Origin of the sequence: Virgibacillus oceani (genome assembly GCF_041521345.1) — a bacterium.
GTDB classification, from domain to species: domain Bacteria; phylum Bacillota; class Bacilli; order Bacillales; family Amphibacillaceae; genus Virgibacillus_N; species Virgibacillus_N oceani_A.
On sequence record NZ_JBGOHB010000004.1, the window covers coordinates 110896 to 131094 of the forward strand.

Annotated in this window: 18 protein-coding genes; 11 read left to right on the forward strand and 7 right to left on the reverse strand. The window is 40.4% G+C overall.

Translation table 11 applies throughout. The features are described 5' to 3' along the window. From ACDX78_RS04765 to ACDX78_RS04780, 4 genes are all read right to left on the reverse strand, one after another. Positions 1-1509, reverse strand: coding sequence for an amidase (locus ACDX78_RS04765; protein WP_486025788.1), 1509 nt, complete (start codon positions 1507-1509; stop codon positions 1-3). Positions 1510-1751: 242 nt separating this feature from the next. Beyond that, the gene (locus ACDX78_RS04770) at positions 1752-2951 is read right to left on the reverse strand and encodes a Ger(x)C family spore germination protein (RefSeq protein WP_486025790.1); all 1200 of its coding nucleotides are present in this window, start codon (positions 2949-2951) and stop codon (positions 1752-1754) included. Further along, positions 2944-4047 carry a GerAB/ArcD/ProY family transporter gene (locus ACDX78_RS04775; protein ID WP_486025791.1) on the reverse strand — a complete coding sequence of 368 codons (1104 nt, stop codon included), beginning with the start codon at positions 4045-4047 and terminating at the stop codon, positions 2944-2946. The genes ACDX78_RS04770 and ACDX78_RS04775 overlap by 8 nt, the downstream gene beginning before the upstream one ends. Then, complete coding sequence (locus ACDX78_RS04780) at positions 4044-5588, reverse strand: spore germination protein (protein WP_486025793.1); 1545 nt, start codon at positions 5586-5588, stop codon at positions 4044-4046. The genes ACDX78_RS04775 and ACDX78_RS04780 overlap by 4 nt, the downstream gene beginning before the upstream one ends. A 171-nt stretch (positions 5589-5759) precedes the next feature. Here ACDX78_RS04780 and ACDX78_RS04785 point away from each other — a divergent pair, with 171 nt between their 5' ends. The 6 genes from ACDX78_RS04785 to ACDX78_RS04810 all read left to right on the forward strand — a co-directional run bounded on the left by ACDX78_RS04785 (position 5760) and on the right by ACDX78_RS04810 (position 11171). Continuing rightward, on the forward strand, positions 5760-6767 hold the full coding sequence (locus ACDX78_RS04785; protein WP_486025795.1) for a DUF3231 family protein: 1008 nt from the start codon (positions 5760-5762) through the stop codon (positions 6765-6767). Between the two features lie 14 nt (positions 6768-6781). Further along, positions 6782-7789, forward strand: coding sequence for a DUF3231 family protein (locus ACDX78_RS04790; protein ID WP_486025796.1), 1008 nt, complete (start codon positions 6782-6784; stop codon positions 7787-7789). A 12-nt stretch (positions 7790-7801) separates the two neighbouring features. Further along, entirely contained in the window at positions 7802-8287 is a 486-nt protein-coding gene (locus ACDX78_RS04795; protein ID WP_486025798.1) for a hypothetical protein, read from the forward strand. A 246-nt stretch (positions 8288-8533) separates the two neighbouring features. Continuing rightward, on the forward strand, positions 8534-9157 hold the full coding sequence (locus ACDX78_RS04800; protein ID WP_486025800.1) for a flavodoxin family protein: 624 nt from the start codon (positions 8534-8536) through the stop codon (positions 9155-9157). 98 nt (positions 9158-9255) lie between these two features. Beyond that, positions 9256-9954, forward strand: coding sequence for an HAD family hydrolase (locus ACDX78_RS04805; RefSeq protein ID WP_486025801.1), 699 nt, complete (start codon positions 9256-9258; stop codon positions 9952-9954). A gap of 329 nt (positions 9955-10283) precedes the next feature. Next, entirely contained in the window at positions 10284-11171 is an 888-nt protein-coding gene (locus tag ACDX78_RS04810; protein WP_486025802.1) for a YusW family protein, read from the forward strand. A 299-nt stretch (positions 11172-11470) separates the two neighbouring features. Here the strand turns inward: ACDX78_RS04810 and ACDX78_RS04815 are convergent, their stop codons facing one another. Beyond that, the gene (locus ACDX78_RS04815; RefSeq protein ID WP_486025899.1) at positions 11471-11848 is read right to left on the reverse strand and encodes an Rpn family recombination-promoting nuclease/putative transposase; all 378 of its coding nucleotides are present in this window, start codon (positions 11846-11848) and stop codon (positions 11471-11473) included. Positions 11849-12051: 203 nt separating this feature from the next. Between ACDX78_RS04815 and ACDX78_RS04820 the strand changes: the two genes are divergently transcribed. Beyond that, positions 12052-14286, forward strand: a complete 2235-nt coding sequence (locus ACDX78_RS04820) for an outer membrane protein assembly factor BamB family protein (RefSeq protein WP_486025804.1) — start codon at positions 12052-12054, stop codon at positions 14284-14286. A gap of 94 nt (positions 14287-14380) precedes the next feature. Then, entirely contained in the window at positions 14381-14536 is a 156-nt protein-coding gene (locus ACDX78_RS04825) for a hypothetical protein (protein WP_486025806.1), read from the forward strand. A gap of 63 nt (positions 14537-14599) precedes the next feature. Here the strand turns inward: ACDX78_RS04825 and ACDX78_RS04830 are convergent, their stop codons facing one another. Together ACDX78_RS04830 and ACDX78_RS04835 are read right to left on the reverse strand one after the other, a co-directional pair. Continuing rightward, positions 14600-15763 (reverse strand): PQQ-dependent sugar dehydrogenase, encoded by a 1164-nt coding sequence (locus ACDX78_RS04830; protein ID WP_486025808.1) that lies wholly within the window; start codon positions 15761-15763, stop codon positions 14600-14602. A gap of 640 nt (positions 15764-16403) precedes the next feature. After that, positions 16404-17987: a BCCT family transporter gene (locus tag ACDX78_RS04835; RefSeq protein WP_486025809.1), complete on the reverse strand. Its 1584-nt coding sequence runs from the start codon at positions 17985-17987 to the stop codon at positions 16404-16406. Positions 17988-18229: 242 nt separating this feature from the next. Between ACDX78_RS04835 and ACDX78_RS04840 the strand changes: the two genes are divergently transcribed. The 3 genes from ACDX78_RS04840 to ACDX78_RS04850 all read left to right on the forward strand — a co-directional run bounded on the left by ACDX78_RS04840 (position 18230) and on the right by ACDX78_RS04850 (position 20153). Beyond that, positions 18230-19462, forward strand: a complete 1233-nt coding sequence (locus tag ACDX78_RS04840) for a hypothetical protein (RefSeq protein ID WP_486025811.1) — start codon at positions 18230-18232, stop codon at positions 19460-19462. A gap of 19 nt (positions 19463-19481) precedes the next feature. Next, a complete protein-coding gene (locus ACDX78_RS04845; RefSeq protein ID WP_486025813.1) occupies positions 19482-19640 on the forward strand; it encodes a hypothetical protein in 159 nt (52 codons plus the stop codon). Positions 19641-19745: 105 nt separating this feature from the next. Continuing rightward, entirely contained in the window at positions 19746-20153 is a 408-nt protein-coding gene (locus ACDX78_RS04850) for a KGG domain-containing protein (protein ID WP_486025815.1), read from the forward strand. Positions 20154-20199: the final 46 nt, after the last annotated feature.

Below are 20199 nucleotides of genomic sequence, written 5' to 3' on the forward strand. Positions count from 1 at the left end.
CTATCTTCCTGTCCCCCTAAAATAGGGGTTTCCTTTCATACCAATCCATAAATCAGAAGATTCAAGCTGACGAGCCAATTGCAAGAGCCGGTGTTCTTCCCCTTTTCCTGCCATTACTTGCACCCCAAGCGGCAGCCCCTTATCCGTCACATGTACCGGCACACTCATAGCAGGTTGCCCGGTCAAATTAGCAAGTTGTGAAAATGGCGTATATGTCAAACTCGGCAGGAACATTTCATAAATTAGCTCCTGTTGTTCATTTTTCGTTAATGTATCAATTTGTAAACAAAGATGATCTTTTTCATCCTCCGTATGTGTCAGTTCACCAATTTTGGGGGCCGCATAGGCTGACGCAGGCGTGATATAAAAATCATAAGTCTGATGGAGTACTGCCATCTGTGCTGCGGCAGTATCCCACGCAGAAAGACTGGCTGAAAATTCTGCTGCAGACACTGCTTTTCCCGCGTGATTCAATAGCCAAGTCTCCACTTCCAAATCATCTTTTGTCAGCGGCCGTCCAAGCATTTTTTCCAATCCTAGCATAACAGAAGCAATTTCCCCGCTGTTCATCAGGTAATAATTTCGCATCAACTTTATTCCATCTACCCCATTTTCCGCCTCTTCTACCACATGGCCTTCTTTCTCCAACCAATGAACCACTTTTTCCACTGCTTGTACAGCATCCCCGGAAACTGGCGTATCTACTGGTGATTTAGTAGTAAATGCAACCCTCAATGGTTTTTTGAAATCTTTTTGCATGTTATTTTTATAGCTCCCTGGGAATAATGGTGTCTGAAAAGCAGCTTCCGGCTGAACCACTTGCAGGACGTCCAGCATTGCGGCACTATCACGAACACTTTTACTTAAAACAAAATCAATGGCAGCTCCCTGCCACTGTCGACCGGCACCTGGTCCGACCGGCGTACGGCCTCGTGTTGGTTTTAACCCAAATACCCCTGTAAAAGATGCTGGGATACGTATAGAGCCGCCACCATCACTCGCCCCTGCAATTGGTACGATTCCCGAAGCAATTGCAGCAGCCGAACCGCCACTTGATCCTCCTGGGGAATAATTCGGATTCCAAGGGTTTTTCGTTGGTCCATACAACCCCGGCTCTGTAATGTTTTTCAGCCCGAATTCCGGCGTATTCGTATGTCCCATAAATTGAAAACCGGATTCACGCAATATTTTTACAAAATGGGAATCGTGTTTCGCCTTGTTGTTGTTTAATAGGCTGGAACCTGAAGTGAGCGGCTCCCCTTGGATATTCTGTGATATATTTTTTAATAATATTGGAACACCTGCAAATTGCCGATCCTGTATGTCTACCTCCTTTGCTTCAGCCAACGCTTCCTCTTTTCTGTTATGAACAACAGCATTCAGGAAAGGATTCACCTTTTCCAGCTGCTGAAAACTTAAATCCAAAAATTCCGACGGTTTTATCTCCTTGTTTTGAATCATTTCGCTCATATCTGTTGCGTCCAGTTTTATATATGTCTCCAGTTTCATCTGTGCACCTCTTCATCCATTTGTTCCAAGTGTATCATTCCATGAATTGGGAAAAAAGAAATTGTGTTTTCCCATGAACGGGGCACAGGGACCCCTATCCTTCTTTTTTCCAGGGAGGGTCACCAATGTTGTGTAGCTTTTGATTAATTTTGTAGATAGCATATGGAATAACAAATGCTAAAATCGTACAAATAATGGTTATTCCATCTGGCAGATTATTCATGATATAATCCCACATTATATTATTCAGCCTCTTCCTGTTGTTTTCTTAAACTATCCGAAGCCCCTACTCGTTCAATAGTTACTTTAGCGGAAACTTCAATATCCATTTGGGAGAAGTAATTTTCGCCGCGCTCCCAATTATCTTCTACTTCCTTCCACAAATCATAGTGTCTGCGATATAAAATATCGCTCATCCCCAATACATCCACCTGAAAATCTCCCTGAAGCTTATCAATCGTTTGCTTCATAAGCTGTTCAGCTCTTTCCTCGGCTTGCTGCTCCAATTTGTTTTCGTATGCTTCATTCAATAAACTTTCGTCACCAAAGTTTTCTATAATATTAGCGTTGATTTCAACATCTGCGGATGCCTTTAAATTAGCCTTATCCTGTCCCTTTATTTCAATATTTGTTCTAAATTCGGTCATATCCAGCTCAACTAACTTCCCATCTACATACACATCCAGCATTCCCCCCGGGCTTTTTTCTGTCAATAAAGCTAAACCTTTTGTTTCTTCAAGATCCAATACACCAATTAACTGATTCGAATATCCCTGAAACACCCCCGCATTCTGATATTCTACAAAATTTCCTTTCAGCTCAATTTGTGGCAGAATAAAGCTTTTATCCATCAGCAAATCACCATGAAGATCTCCGAGAACAACTGGTTCAATCGCTGAAGCATTATCGTAAACGCCATCCATTAATTTTTCAATATACATTCCCGGCAATGGATTTAATTCCGGTTCGATATCCAAAATACTGCTTGCTGAGGCTGATTCACCATCCGTAATTACTATCCGCGTACTTCTGCGCATATCATAATCGCGGACATACACGTCCATAATATTGGTAAAAAGGTGGGGCTCCTTTGCCACTTCCTCAGAAATAATGATCACTTTCAAATGCTGATAAAAAGGATTTTGATTTGTCATCTGACGCATCTGATTGTTTAGTGAAGACAAACTTTCACCGGCTACCGATAAGTTTATATACGGATTTTTCTCGCTTGAGGGACCCTCGCTTGGTGTACCGACTCTTCCTGGAATAACAAGTTGGTTTGTAAGCTGAAGTGTATATTTATCGTCCTTTTTATCCACTAAATCAATAGCAGATGCAATGACAATGCCCCGTTCTTCAATTTCCACTCGATCCCAGCAGCCTGTAGTGAAGAAAATAACGGAGAAAAGGACAAGTATGAACATGAATATTCGTTTAACCACCCTTTTTCACACCCTTTATTTTTAAAATAACCACCAGCAAGAACATAGTGCCAATTGCTAACACAAGTCCATAATGACTGATAAATGATCCGAATTTCTCCACTTCATTATAACCTTCCGGAAATGCCCCTATAAAAAAAATAAGTGGCGATAAAATTAAAATAAGCTTCATTTTTTTCACATGAATAACAGACTTAAGTGCAAACACGGTGGCATCAAATGCCATACACATCGTATTAAAGATTGCCATAATCCAAATAACAAAGAATAGCGAATCAAACCGTTCGAAAAATCCCCCGGGAACTTCAATTTCCTTTGCGAGTTCTATCACCGGAAAAATTAAGTTGGAAGAGGTGATATTTCCAAACACACCTACACTTACAATAAAAATGATCATATAGATTATTACAGTAATACCCATACCAAAAGCAGCCATTTTCGGTGCTTTTTTTGTTTTTCGTACAAGTGCTATATAGAAAAACAATATGCCAAATCCGACAAAAGAAAGTGCACTCTCCTTTATACCCTGCAGATAACCTGTAAAGTCCGTTTTAAAAAAAGGCTGTAAATTATTCACTTCAAATATCCCTGCTGAAAAAGTGATAATAGCGAAAAAAATAATTAAAATAATGGGCAAAAACAGCATATTCAAACGAAATAAACCCGCCCTCGAACCAGAAACTGCGTAAACAACAATCAGCAAAAAGCATAATGCAATCACCTCAACTGGTGTCCGTTCAAATAAATAATCCTCGGCAATGTCTGAAATAACCCGGACAACATAAGCACTAACCATTACCCCCTGGATAGTAAAAAGCATCGTTAATATGGCAGCTACCGGTTTTGTCACTAAGACAGAAGCGTAGGTGATAAATTCCTGGTTGGGGAAACTGGCTGCAACCTTGGAAATTAGCCAGACAACCAGTATTAACAGGCTTCCGCTGATGAGAAGGGAAATCAAGCCATCAACGCCAATCGTTGGTTCTGCTAGTTGCCCAGGCAGAGCCAAAATGCCAACGCCAATCAAAATGGAAGGAACAGCAACCAAGATCTCCTGTTCTGAAATTTTCTCATCTGCGTATTCAAAGTGTTTCAAGAAGAAGTTCCCCCTTTATCAGCAGCCGTATCATCCTTAGTTTGCATATGCTCCGGCCGCTTTGTCATCATTGGTCCGGGCACTCTGAGAACAAGATCCTTCCAATCACGGAGAAATCCTGGGGCGAATGGCGTGGAATACGGTATCCCCACACTTTTCAAATTGACAATATGAATATTTATCATAATATAGACAAGCACAATGCCATAAATCCCCAGTAAAGCTGCAGCAAACATAAATGCAAACCGGAGCATACGGAAAGCAATGGCAGTACTATAGGATGGAAAAGAAAATGATGCAATCGCAGTGATTGCTACAACAATAACCATAATCGGACTTACAACTCCTGCTGTAACCGCCGCCTCCCCAATAACTAGTCCGCCTACTATGCCAATCGTCTGTCCTATAGTCTGCGGCAGCCGAGCACCCGCCTCCCGTAACAGTTCCATCGTAACAGCCATGAGTAACGCTTCCACAAAAGCAGGAAAAGGAACGCCTTCTCTTGTTGCAGCAATGGAAAAGGCCAAGTCGGATGGAATCATTCCCTGATGATAGGAAACTAAAGCTATATATAAAGCTGGTGCAAACAAGGCAATAAATGCAGCAAAATAGCGTAATATGCGAAGGAGTATCCCTATTTGCCACCGCTCATAATAGTCTTCAGGTGACTGCAGAAGATTTCCCAGTGTTGTCGGCGCTATCAATACATATGGGGTTCCATCCAGTAGAATCGCAACTTTACCCTGCAGGATGGATGATGCCACCTTATCCGGCCGTTCCGTGTTATCCATCATTGGAAACGGGGTTAAAAAGCTATCCTGAAGCCAATGTTCAATTGCGCTAGATTCCAGGGCACTATCCGTATCAATCGTTTCGAGTCTCCGGTTTACTTCTTTTACAATAGCCGGATGAACGATGCCTTCTATATAGGTAACAACCAATTTTTTCTTCGCACGGCGTCCTATCTTATGTCCTTTAAAACGAAGATTGGGATCATTAATCTCCCTGCGAATAAGCATCATGTTTGTTTGTATATTTTCGATAAATCCGTTTCTCGGTCCGCGGATCAAGCTTTCTGACTCTGGTTCTTCAATCGCTCTCTTTTCCATTCCGGGCGTACTCATAACGAGTACTTCCATCACGCCATCAATAAAAAGTACCGTACTGCCGGAAAGTAAAGCAATCGTCATATCATCCCATGTTGCTGCTTTCTCAATTTCACTGACGGAAATGATATTATTTTTTATTTCCTCAAGCAGCAGGTTTTTATCAGATGGCATTTGTGTCTGATTAGAGATGATTTGGAGATTTTTAACAATATTTTTATTTACTAATTGGTTATCAACCATCCCATCTATCAGGGCAATGGCATAACGGTGATTTTCTTCGCCTAAGGTGAGTTCCCGGACCACGAGGTCATCCGGCTCATCAAGCATTTTCTTAAGGTTATCCAGGTTTTCATCCAGGCTTTGGTCCAGTTCTGCAGAGAAAGCATCTTCCGCCTGTTGATTTTGTTTTTTTTTAAGTGTACGTCTTTTCAATGCGTTTCACCTGCCGTGGTCACATATAAAATTATTTTCCGCTTTCCTTCTTTTGCCCTTGTTTAATTATTTTATACAAATGTATAAGTTCCGTATAAACGGCGATGTTATTTACATACTAAGCAGGAATGTTCCAATCTCAAACAATCCTAATTAAGGAGGTCACATTCTATGGAAAATAACACCCCATTAACAGCGGCAGAGCTTAGTCAAATCTGGGGATCTTATATGGATGCCAGTTTAATGACAGCTGTATATTCCTATTTCAGTGAGAAAACAGAGGATGAGGAAATACAACCGGTTATTCAAGAAGCTTTGGATTTGTCGGAAAACCATGCGATAGTACTAAAGGAATTTTTCGAAGCTGAAAACCATCCTGTACCTGTCGGGTTTACAGATGAAGATGTGAATACAGATGCACCTAGGCTATATACGGATGGTTATATGCTTCAGCATGCATTACAGTTAGGAACGCTTGGTATGGCTGAATCAACTGTATCAATCGGAATGACTGCACGGGAGGATATATATGATTATTTCAAGCAGGCGCACAAGGACTTTAACCAATTACATGAGCATGCCACGAAGGTAGCACTTCTTAAAGGAACCTACCTGCGTCCGCCAATCATACCTGCTCCAAAGGAAGTGGATTTTGTAAAAAAGCAAAGCTTTATAACCGGCTTTTTTGGGGAGCGGAGACCATTGCTGGCACCGGAAGCCGCCAATTTATACTCCAATATACAACGAAATTCATTAGGCATTTCAACGTTAACAGGATTTAGCCAAGTAGCAAAATCAGATAAAGTAACATCTTATATACTGCGTGGTATAGATATTGCCAAAAAACATATCGCGATATTTAACGATGTCATGCAGGAAAGTGATGTACCTGTACCAGCGGGGTCTGATGCAGGTGTTACAGATGAAGCGGCAGTATCCCCTTTTTCCGATAAATTAATGATGTATCTTACGACAGGTATGGTCACACTTGGCATTGCCTTTTATGGAGCAAGTATAACGGCAAATATACGAAGAGATATTGCCTCTCATTTTATTCGTCTCAGCGGGGAAATCCTTTTATATTCAGAGGACGGTGCAAATTTAATGATTGATAATGAATGGGCAGAAGAGCCACCGCGAATGGTGGACCGGGATGAATTGGCTAAAGGACATAAATGAAAGGAGCAAGATGAATGACAACAAATAAGGATCATATTGAATTAACAGCAGGAGAAATTTCTTCACTGTGGACTTCCTACCAAAGTGACACATCAGCCATTTGCGGTATAAAGCATTTTCTCATTCATGTAGAAGATGAGCAAATTCGTGACATTCTTCAGGAAACATTAACCTTAATGGAGGAACATATTCAAGCAATAACCGACTTTTTTAAAAAAGAAGGGCACCCTGTCCCACAAGGGTTTACCAGCCAAGATGTAGACTTGAGCGCACCTCGTCTTTTCTCAGATAAGCTGTACCTAGAATATATTTTAAATATGACGAATATAGAACTTGTTATTTATTCGAACGCCCTTATCGCTGCTGTACGGAAAGATGTTATTGACTATTACTCTGAAGTTTTAACAGCAACGAAAGATCTGCATATGAAATCAAAGAAGCTGTCTATAGAAAAAGGGATTTATATACGTGAGCCACATATTCCAAAACCGACACAAATTGACTTTATAAAGAAACAAAGTTTTCTGGCAGGCTGGTTTGCAGATAGGAGACCGTTGCTTGGGGCTGAAATCACGAATCTTGTGTTTCATGCAAGACGAAATGCACTGGGACATGCTGTGATGACCGGATTTAGTCAAGTGGCGAAAACAAAGGAAGTAAGGCGCTATTTCGAAAGAGGCCTGAATATCTCTGGAAAACACTTAGAGATTTTTGGAACTATTTTAAGTGAGGAAAATTTAGCAAATGGTACGCAATTAATGACGTCAGATGTTACCAATTCTACTACCTCCCCTTTTTCGGAGAAATTAATGATGACTTTTACTATTACACTTATCGCATCCGCCATCGGTCAGTATGGTGTTGCTGCAGCAGTCAGTCCAAGGCGGGATTTAGGTGCGCATTATTCACGTTTAATATTGGAAGTAACTAATTATGCTGATGACGGGGCAAACATTTTAATTGACCATGGGTGGATGGAACAGCCTCCAATGGCACCCGACAGAAACGATTTGGCGAAGTAAATGGAGAAGAAAGTGAATCAAAAAAGTAAAAAATTAGAGGCTGTCCTATGGAGTGTTGCCCTGCCAGGATTCGCACAGCTTCTAAATCAAAAATATATAAAAGGACTTTTTTTAGTTGTTTTGGAAATCTTAGTTAATGTCATGGGAAATTTTAATCGCATTATTATACTTAGCTTCAATATGGAAATTGAAAAAGCGATTGCCGAGACGAATTACCTATGGCTGATGTTTTATCCTTGTTTATATTTTTTCGCCATATGGGATGCGTACAAGGATGCCGGTGGTGGACAAAAACCTTTTGCATACCTGCCACTAGTTTTTTCTGCCTATTTTGTCACAATTGGTTTAATTTTTTCTCCAGGGTTTACATTATTTGGATATTTAATCGGTCCAATGTGGCTGCCGATCATGTTTCTTCCTATTGGATTGGCGATTGGTGGGTTGATTCGGTGGATTTTATTAAAAGTATATATGAATGAAGCAGGGAAGGCTTCATAAAAGTACTCTCGATGTTTGTTTCTGCATTAGGGAGTATTTTTTATTGGGACACAGGGAACATTTTGCGTGCGGTCGAGCAAATGTCGGTTTTCCGATTGTTTGTACGAGCGACTTTTGCGGTTGACGAGCAACTTCTGCGGGGTAATGAGCAACTATCACCGTTGACGAGCAACTTCTAACCTTGCTTTAACACCATGATTAATTATACCATTTTCGGGAATAGGACTTATAGGATTTTAGAGAGGAGTGTTATTCTTGAAAGCTGTTATTTTAAATTGTTCTTTAAAACCTTCAGATGAAGAATCGAATACAGATGCTTTAATTAAAAAGTTTATTTCTACGTTTGATAAAAAAAACGTGGAATCGGAAGTGATACGGGTGGCTGATTATTCGGTTGGATATGGTATCACGGACTACACCGGTCCCGGAGATGAATGGCCAAATATTTTAGCGAAAATAAAAGAGGCTGACATTCTGTTGTTCGGCAGTCCAGTATGGCTTGGGGAAAAAAGCAGTATTTCCAAACTGGTGCTGGAGCGTTTAAACGGATCCGGAGGTGAGACGAATCAAAAAGGACAGCCGATTTTTTATAATAAAGTGGCAGGGGCTGTTGTTACAGGGAATGAAGACGGTGCTAAAAACGCAGCTGGCGATATAATATTCGGACTCGCCCAGCTTGGTTTCGTTATCCCGCCAAATGCTCTCGCATACTGGGTTGGAGATGCAGGCCCAGGGCCGTCCTATATTGAGGCAGAAGGATACAAAAGTGATTTCACACAAGAGAATGCTACGATGGCCAGCCATAACCTTGTTCATTTGGCTGAAATGTTCCAGGAGCATCCAATTCCAACAGAGGGAAATGCTTCATAATTCATTTAATTCTAAGGAGTATCCTGGCAGCACTCTTTTTTTGGTGGTTGACTTTCATGATGACAACTATTTTGACAAATTTCAGGATAAACTGCACAATGAATGATAATTACATTTCGCAGAAAAAGGTGAATTGCATGCGTGTGGCTATATTTGATTTTGACGGTACATTATATAAAAATGAAACTTTCCCAGTTTTAATGAAGCATTTAAAAAATCATCCCCGCTACCATAATCGGTATAAACGATTTTTCCGTACCATTCTTCCTCCCTACATCGGCTATAAGCTAAAAGTTTATCCGGAGCATAAAATGAGGGAGCGTTCCATGCAAATTTATTTGTCTTCTTTACATAATTTATCTTCGGAAGAGGTTTACCTATTTTTTAGAGAGCTGGCTGACCAAATGAAAAATGATTTTAATGCCACCGTAATCGAACAGTTGGAACACCATGTGGAAATGGGGGATACTATCATGATTGTTTCTGGAGCGTTTACACCTTTGTTGGAAGAGGCCACAAAACATTATACTATTGATAAAATTATCGGTACAGAAGTTCCTTTTGCGGATAATAAGTTTGACAGCTCAGCATCTATTTATCATATTCAAGGAGCGCGTAAAAAAGAAAAGATTCAGCATGCGCTGGAGGGTGCGGATATTGATTGGGATAATAGCTACGCTTATGCAGACAGCTATTCGGATTTGTCTGTACTGGAATTAGTGGGAAACCCGGTTGCTGTACAACCCGAGCCACGTTTAAAAACAGTGGCAGAAGAGCGCAAATGGGAAACTATATAATTTTTGAAGCAAATTAAATGTCTGTATCCTTACAAAAGGTGTACAGACATTTTTTATCAAATATATTCGGAAATTCCATATTTACGACTAAATTGAACAGATTTAAACATACGCCCGGACACCCATCACTGTGTGTGGGCGTTATTTATCAAAAAATAGCCGTGGAAATGGGGCAAAAACCGGGTCCCTGCATTCGAGAAGCATCTGGCACCCTCTATCCCCCCGCACACATCCCCCCGAAATGCAGAATTTTCTATGTTAATGCGAATATACAGTGAATTATTTGACCATAATACCAATTATACGAAAAAAATAAGGAAGTGTTGGATATGAAAAAAATCCTGTTATTAACAGTAATGCTTACTTCACCAATGGTTTTTACTGCATGTGGCGGGGAGGATGAAAGTCCGGTAGATGATGATACAAACCCAAATGAGGATATGGAAAGCCAGGAAGCGCTGAGTACAATGAATGACATGGTGAATCAAATGGAAGAGTTGGACTATACGATGCTTGATTTTGATGTGTATTATGCTGATACTGAATTTGAAGGCAAAATCAAGAAAGATGATAATATCATCGAATCAGAGTTTTATGATCCGTTTAATGGTGAAGAAGAACGCCGTGGTGGTGCTGCTTTTCATGCGTTGTTTCCTATTGTGCAAGACATACAATTGGATGAAGAAATGACAGATGAGGAAGCCATCACAATTTCACTAGAAGCTTTTGACATACCTGATAACTTTTTGAGGGCTCAATTACAAGTAATCTTTAACGATGGTACTGAAAGAACCTTCGAAGTAATGGAAGATGAAAGCCAGGTAAATCATAACAATCCAAACCTGGATGTGGCAGCGATGAGTATGATGAATGACATGGTGAACCAAATGGCAGAGTTGGACTACACAATGCTTGACCTTGATGTCTATTATGCTGACACAGAATTTGAAGGCAAAATCAAGAAGGATGGTAATATCATTGAATCAGAGTTTTATGATTCATTCAACGGTCAAAATGAACGTGATTCCGCTGCTTTTGTGGCTCTGTTTCCTATAGTGGAAGACTTGCAATTAGATGCAGAAATGACAGATGAGGAAGCCATCGCAACCTCACTTGAAGCTTTTGACATACCTGATAATTATTTAAAGGCTAAATTACAAGTGATTTTTAATGATGGTACTGAAAAAAATTACGAAATACTGCAGAATGAATTTTAAAAAATGTTGGTTGAAATAACATTTTTCAGGCATGAAAATCAGTTGATTTTTATGCTTTTTTCTTTTCCCTCAATTGTTGGCAAAAAAATTAGATGTCACCCAATCTTAAGGTGACAGCCTTTTGTACTTATGAGTGAAAGTGATTTTTAAATTTATCTGTAGAAAAATAGGGGCTTAATATACTGAACCAACTATTTTTCCAACTTAGCTATTATTTCTTTTACTTCGGCTTCCGATAGTCCTGAATTCTTTACAATGAGATCCAGTTCTAATCCTTCATTCATAGCATTTCGAACAAATTATATTTTGTCTTCTTTCCGTCCTTCTTCTTTTCCTTCTTTTCTCAAGACTTCTGCTAAAGTCATCAGCAATTCGCTTCCTTCTGAATAGGTTCTTTCCAATTTATGAATGACTTCATTTGCATCTTTTTCCGTAAAATTGTCTCTGGCATGGAATATATACCTTATTAACGTTTCAAAATATTTTATACCCGTTTCTCTGTCTACTAATTCTTGCAGGTACTCTGCTGCTTTTAAAATAGAGGCCTTAAGCTCCTCATCGTTCTTAGTAAATATATCTCTCAAGATGGTGAGCACGATTCCCAGTTGTGCTTCCCCTTTAATATCCTCATCACTGTATTTTGATAGGTCGTACAACAAACATTCATAATCCAGGATGAATCGTTGTTAAAAAATTATACCTTATTTTAATCCTGTTGTCTGTATGAAATATCATTTTAAAGGCTATAAATTGCCCTATCTAAAATATATTCCCTGTATTTACCTCTCTTATTATAAGATTATTTTTCCGGCACAAGGGCAAATTATAGAAAACTTGACAGAAAAAACAAACGCTCATTATTTATAGAAAGGTGTTGACTATGAAAAACAAAAATATTTGGATAATAATATCGGCAATTGTATTCGTAATCGGCGCCGGTTTTCTCATTGCTCAATTAACAACTGATAATGACACGGCGGAGCCTCCTGCGGGGGAACAGGATACACAGGAAGAACCGAACATTGAACAACAAAATACTGCGGATGGCGAGAGACATTTTTCAGTCCAGCATATGGATTATCCTGGTGAAATGGCTCCGGATTTTTCAAGCGAGGAACTGGTGGCGCAGCCTTCCGGTAATTGGCTGACAAATGGCGGGGATATTTACAATAGACGATTTTCTCCATTAGATCAGATTGACACTTCCAATGTCAGTGATTTAAAGGCAGAATGGGTTACCAGCATGGGAACAGGCCATGAATTCAAATACTCCGGAGAATCTACGCCAATAGTATATGATGGCGTGATGTTTAACATTACAGGAGAAAACCATGTGACTGCGATGGATGCGACAACTGGGGAACTCATCTGGGAATATAAACCGCAGTTGGCAGAAGGGTTGGATACCCTTTGCTGTGGATGGATAAGCCGCGGTGTTGCTGTCGGTGATGGGAAAGTATTTGTCGGTTTGCTTGATGCAAGGCTGGTGGCACTCGACCAGGGAACCGGTGAAGTATTATGGGAAACCGTGGTTGATGAGTGGGAGAAAGGATACACGATCACAACCGCCCCCCTTTTCTATGATGGAAAAGTCTATACCGGTATTGCAGGCGGGGAGTATGGGATAAGAGGGTACGTTGCAGCATACGATGCCAACCTGGGAAGGGAACTTTGGAGAACCTATACCATACCGGCACCCGGAGATGAGGGATCCGAGACCTGGCCAGACGATACGGATAATTGGTTAAAAGGCGGCGCACCCGTCTGGCAGACACCTGCCATTGATCCTGAACTGGGACTTATTTATTTTGCAACTGGAAATGCTTCTCCCGATTTGGATGGAAGTAACCGGGAAGGAGATAACTTATATGCCACTTCAGTACTGGCTTTGAATGCAAATACAGGAGAATATGATTGGCATTTTCAGCAGGTACGTCATGATATTTGGGATTATGACTTGGCTAATCCAGTTGTTTTATACGATGTTGAGATGAATGGTGAAATGAGAAAGGGAATTGCCCAGGCGGGAAAAACCGGATGGGTCTATCTGTTGGATCGTACGAATGGTGATCCGCTCGTTGGCATTGAGGACACACCTGTGCCGCAAAGCGAGAATCAAAAAACCTCCCCAACCCAGCCGATTCCGGTTGGTGATGCTTTTGTGCCTCAAGGAGTTACAGAGGAAGATATCGAAAAGGATTTACCGGACGATTTCGACGGTTTGTATGGAGATATTTTCACACCATTCTGGGATGAACCGGTAACGGTACGACCCTCACCACAGGGCGGAGCAAATTGGGCACCATCTTCCTATAATCCTAACACGGAGATGTTTTATGTGTTAGGTAATAACTCGTATTTCTCTTATGCTCATTATGTGGAGGATGAAGCGAATATTTTTGAAGAGGGCGAGGAATGGTTGGGAAGCGTATGGCAACCGGTATCCGATGCACCTACCCGGAGTACTGTGACAGCACTGGATATCCACACCAACGAAATCGTATGGCAGAATGATTGGGACACTATTGCATGGAGCGGGATTTTAACTACAGCAGGCGACCTAATGTTCACCGGTCATAATGATGGAAGAATCATCGCTTATGACGCAACGAGCGGAGAACACGTTTGGGAATTTATGACAGATGCAGGTGCGAACGCCCCGCCGATGACTTATGAAGTCGATGGCACACAATATATATCCATATTCTCAGCCGGAAATTCACTTGCCGGGACACAGCATGGGGATAAAATTTACACTTTTTCTTTAAATGGTGATTATGAATCCTGGGAGGATATTCCCCAGGAGGATATTAATACTTCCCCTGTTCAGGAAGATATGGATTTCAATCAGGGCAAAGAAGAAGATGAAGATAAGGTTTCCGTAGACGAAGGGCAGATCGTGTTTGAAAACAATTGTTTAGCTTGTCATGGACAGGATGGTGGAGGCGGTCATAATGGGCCAAGTCTGCAAGATACTGAAATGGACAAGGACCAGTTAATTGAGCAAACTAAAAATGGAAGCGTAAATATGCCCGGCTTTGAAAACGCCTTAACCGAAGAAGAAATTGAAGCAGTTGCGGAGTATATGCTGTATCTTGTTGAGGAATATGAATAATGTAGGGTATGTTTGGAAAACTTTTATTGAGTAAACAGTGATGTAGCGGGAAAATTTCACCCGTTCGGTCACTTATGTGGGGATGAAGTCCTAAATGATGAAAAAAATTCCCATAGGGGCACTTATAAAGTGGATGAAGACCCGAATGATGAAGATTAGTTTTCATTCGGTCACTTATCAGACGTATGAAGTACCGATCGACGAAAAACATAATAAAGTCGATGACGATCATATAAAAACACAAAGGTAGTTGCTCACTTAATCGAACAACTACCTTTTTATATTCAGACTTATCAAAGGCCGGATATTCTGGCTAATTTGTAGCAGCTTCTTCCGTCATTGGAATATGAATGAGCTGGTCATCTTCTTCGTTCGGAGTGCCGCGGTCATCATGATTATTAGTAATCGTAAATAATGCATTATCATCAATGAAAACATCCCTTAATCTACCCACGTCTCCAAAAAAGTCATTCTCTGTTTGACTTTCCAAATCATAGGTGAATAACTTTGAACCTGCCAGGGATGCAACATAAAGTTCTCCATTATAATATGCCATGCCTGAAGGTGCCCATGTCTCTTCACCGGAATGATGGATTGGCGTTATCATGTCTTCATATTCTTCGTCCCCCTCAATGACAGGCCAGCCATAATTTCCGCCAGCTTCAATCAAATTGATTTCGTCATGTCCTGTCTCTCCATGCTCAGAACTGTAAAAATTGCCATCTTCATCCCAGGCCATTCCCTGTGCATTACGGTGTCCATAGGAAAACACATAAGAATCAGGAAATGGATTACTCTCCGGGATCTGACCATCCTTCTCCATTCTGAGTATTTTTCCTGCTAAACTATCTAATTGCTGTGCCAGTTCTGACTGTCCGGTATCTCCTGTTGTAGCATACAGCATATCATCCGGCCCGATTTCAATTCTGCCGCCGCTATTAATTTCACCTGCTGGAATATTTTCAAGCAGAACTTCCTCTTCCTTCCAAATCTTATCCTGCAAACTTAATGAGACAATTCGGTTTAGGGAATTTCCATTACTTTCATATGTGTGATAGGCATAGGCCATATTGTTTGTCTCAAAATCAGGATCCAGGGTAAACCCAAGAAAGCCTCCCTCACCTTCATGCAAAATATCTTTTGTAACCTCAACAGTCTGAACATCCACAATTCCAAAATCCGCATCAATTTCAACAATCATTCCATCACGCTGACTCAGAAAAAACTTGCTCCCGTCTTTGTTGATGGTCCATGGAATAAATAAATTATTTGCATTAATGCTTCCATCATCTGTTGCCACTACTTCTACACTGTTCTGCAGTACCTCAGCCGCCTCTTGATTGAATAGATCCTCATCCTCAGCACTTGTGGAATCAGGACTTTCGTCAGCACTATCTTCTTCCGGGGTATTTATGAAAAAGATTACCCCTGCCACGAGGACTATTCCCAGCAGACTAAAATATCTTAATTTTTTCAAACCATTCACCTCTAAATCTTTTGAATTTTGTCACTAGCATTGCCGATTTGTTCGTTATATAAACATAATTAGAGGTGAAAATTTGGACCATTCGGTGAATTGACGGAAATATTGCAAAAAATAGTCAGCCGTGCTAATGGGTTCAAGGTCTTTATATTTTGCATAAACAATGATGTCAAGGTCTTAATTTATTGCACATTCGTATTGTTACAAAGTCAGTGTTCATAAAAGCGTAAATAAAAACGGGAGGAACCTGATCTAAGGCTGCCTCCCGTTTTGTTGTTCATGTGGTTTGCAATGGTAAAAGTAATAACTGCCATCGTTTTGCGGTTGTGATAACAGCGTTTATTTTGTCAGCACCGATGGAAATCTAACAGCGTTTCAACAAACATGGTATATTGCCATGTAAATCTCTCCAGCTAATTGGCCAGCAATTTGCTGGAGCTTCCCAAAAACATATTATTTCAGGATTTTCCTTATTCTGCGACCGTTTCTTTATCCTTTCGAAAAAAGAAAGGAGCTGTTCAGCGTGTTCGGACGGGACCTCGACCTACATTTAAAAGCTAGTCAGGGAAACATTAAACCCAGAGAAAGCAAACCTGGCCGCTTATTCCATTCGACAGAATTCGGAGCGTCCCTGTTACTTCTTCCTCCTTCCACCTGTCTGTTTCGTCTCTCTCACATTTGTTTCCCAGGCGCGATCATTATCCATCATCTTTTTGGCTGCATATATTAATATGAACTGCAGGGCAATGATCGGAATTCCCATGATACCTGAAAGTACTTCAAGCGGTGGCAGTCCGCCGATTCGCATTAGCAGCAATGCCAGTCCCGTAATGACTGTCGCTGCAATAAGACGCAAATGCTTGGATGGCTCGTATTTCGCCATGTTTTCCCTGCTTGTATAAGATGCAATCGTATATGTCGTAGAGTCAAGCGTCGTAACAAGGAAAACCATCGCAATAATTACAAAGGCAATCATGGCGATCGTCCCCAATGGCAATGAACTTAAAATCGCCGGAATGGCCGCCATCGTGTCTTCTGCTGCTATTTCAAGAACAGGAACTTCCCCTGTGATATAGCTGTGCACACCAAGGCCACCCAATACACCAGTTGCTATCCAGGAAATAAGTGTTGGTGCTAGCAAATAAGTCATAATCATTTCTCTGATTGTCCGTCCCCTGGAAATTTTCGCTGCAAACACACTGTGCAGCATAGCCCAGGTTGCACTGTAGGCAAACCAGAACACCGTATTGCTTTCTATATGCGTCATCGCCCCTATTTCAAGAGAATTCGTAGACAGTGACATTTGAAGATAATTGGAAAAAAGGAATGCAATGCTATCCGAAAAGTAGCCAAGTATAAATACGCCAGGACCAGTTACCAAAATAAAAATAGAAAACACCGCAGCAAAATACATATTAAATGTACTTAAACGTTTAATTCCCCGCTCAATACCTAAATAGGCACTAATGGAAAACAGGAATACCCAAATCACGGTAACGATTAATGTCAGCATAAAGGTTATTTCTAGGTTGAAAATTTCTGCTATGTTATAGGTCACTATCGGTGCCCCGAGGCCTAGCGTTACTGCCGCACCAGCAAGAATACTGATAAGGAACAAAATGTCCAGTAACCTCCCGCCGAGTCCATCAGTAAATTTATCCCCGAAAAGTACCCTGGTTGCTTCTGAAACCCGCATCAGTGGCCTTTGCTTTACGTGCAGAATGTAAGCAAATGCCGGTGCCGCCATGACAAATATTGCAAACACCTGAACACTCCACATAAACATCCCGTAAGCATTACCCCAAAGGAGTGCTTCTGCCGATCCCGGTTCCACCCCAAACGGTGGATCGAGCGTTACTTGTGTCCACTCCGTCATCCCCGTGCGCATAATCGTCGACCCAAGTCCCATGGCGATTAATATGGAAGCATATTCAAACATAGTAAATCTCGGTTTTTCCATTGGATCACCGAGCACCACATCTCCATATTTAGAAAAAGATAAATATAAACCTGCTCCCACAAGAATAATGGCATACCAAATATAGCCCCAGCTAAATGAATTAACGATAAAATCAAAAATACCATTCAACAAATCCAGTGAAGCTGCTTCATAAAGTGAAAAAGGGATACTGATTACAATAATGATAATTAAGGACGGAATTAAAATTTTATAGTCAATTAAACTTTTCCTATTTGTTGTTTTACTGTTTTGCGCCATTCTTCTTCCTCCTATCTTTTCCTGGCAATCCTGCATAATAGATAAATAAATTAATTCCTTGGTGGTCTTTATTTTTCCTATTGGCAGGCAAGGTAAACATAGTGAAAAAAGTGGTATGATTTTTTATGCTACACAGGAAACAACAATATTTCCTTCCTCTGTTTCATCCTCCATAATTACGGTAACATTTAATATAAAGGAAGAGAAGAAAGGGTGATGAGATGACCTCTGAGGTAGTTATTATGAATAAAAAGGGTATGTCTTTAGCGGCTGACAGTGCAATTACCAGCGGTAGGGACGGGATTCAAAAGGTTTATAACTCTGCCAATAAATTATTTTCCTTGTCCGGCAGTCATCCTGTAGGCATGATGATTTATGGTGCGGCTTCGTTTATGGAGGTGCCCTGGGATGTCATTATTAAATCCTACCGAGACCATTTAGGAGTAAAAAAGTTTGATAATTTAACAGGGTATGCAGAGGGGCTGCTGCGATTTTTAAATGAAGATACGCGCTTTAAAAATAAAGAGATTGAAAGCATCATCGTCGATCGCACATACGCTGACATTTTAAAACAAATAGTAAAAGAAGTAGAAGAGAAAATGGAACTCCATCCAGATGAAGAGCATATGGATGACAAAATACAAGATTGGCTAATGGAAAGAACGGAAATCAACTTAAAGACAATGAAAGAGATGGAAAATAGTCTTTTGGATATCGAATATGCCCTATTTAAAGAAGCTTTCCATCCGCTCATCAAAGAAATAACCGCTGAATTAGTAACCAGTCCAATTTCTGAACCATTAAAGGAAAAATTATGTGAATTAGCATTTGAAGCAGTGAGAAAAGATTTTTTCAGTGCAGGGAGCAGCGGTGTTGTCATTTGCGGATATGGAGAAGAGGAAATTTTTCCGCATATGCTGAATTATAGACTGGAAGGATTTGTATTTGGCCAATTAAAATATAAAAAATTGAAAGAACGTAAAATCAGCTATACCTCTGACAAAAAAGATGGGACAGCAAGCATTACAGCCTTTGGCCAGACAGAAATGGTAGACTCATTTATGCGCGGAATGGAGCCAACCATGTCAGATGCCGTATTTGAAATCATCCATAAAGTATTCATGAACTATCACGAACAACTTAAAAAGTATACAGGTATTGAATTAACCAATGAACAGGTTATCTCCATGAAAAATTTGGGTAAAGAAGTATACACCTCTATTAATGAGGCAGTAGATGAATATCAGCAGCAAAATTATATATATCCGCTGCTGGGTGTTGTCAGATCGTTGCCAAAAGAGGAACTTGCAGAAATGACTGAGGCACTTGTCAACCTTACCTCCTTCAAACGAAGAGTAACAAGAGCTACCGAATCTGTTGGTCCTCCGGTGGACGTCGCTGTAATCACAAAAGGAGACGGATTTGTATGGATGAAAAGAAAAAACTATGTAGATCCTAAAATAAATTATCGCTAGAAAGGAGGCATTTATTGCTATGACCCCAAATAGAAAAGAACCTCCCAAAAAAGAGCGTTATTTCAATTTAACAAATGAGGATCGGCTTGAATTTGAATTAAAAGATAAAGAAAAAGAGGAAAAAGAAAATGCAGCCAGAAGCGTGATGGACAAGTTAAATGGAAAACACAAAAAGTAAATCTAAATAAAAATCGACAAACTAGGTTTAGAAAAATATATTCGTGGAAAACAAATAAATGTAAGGCGATCTCACCGCCGAAACTATCGAAAGGAGATGTTACCGATGGCTCAAAACAGAAAGAATAACAACAAAATGTCCCGTGAAGAAGCAGGAAAAATGGGAGGCAACAAAACAGCAAGAAATCATGATCAGGAATTCTATGAAGAAATAGGACAAAAAGGTGGAAATGCCACTTCCGAAAATCATGATCAGGAGTTTTACGAGGATATCGGGCAAAAAGGCGGAGAAACTACTTCTCAAAAATATGATCAGGAGTTTTATGAAGAGATCGGTCAAAAAGGTGGAAATACCACTTCACGTAACCATGATCAGGAGTTCTACGAAGATATAGGACAAAAAGGCGGAGAAACTACTTCCCGCAACCATGATCAGGAATTTTACGAAGAAATTGGCAAAAAAGGCGGTAGAAGCCGTCAGCAAAATAACAATAACAACTCTAACAATTCTTAAGGAAATGCAGGACGAGGGGACAGGAACCTCGTCCCATTTTTTATTT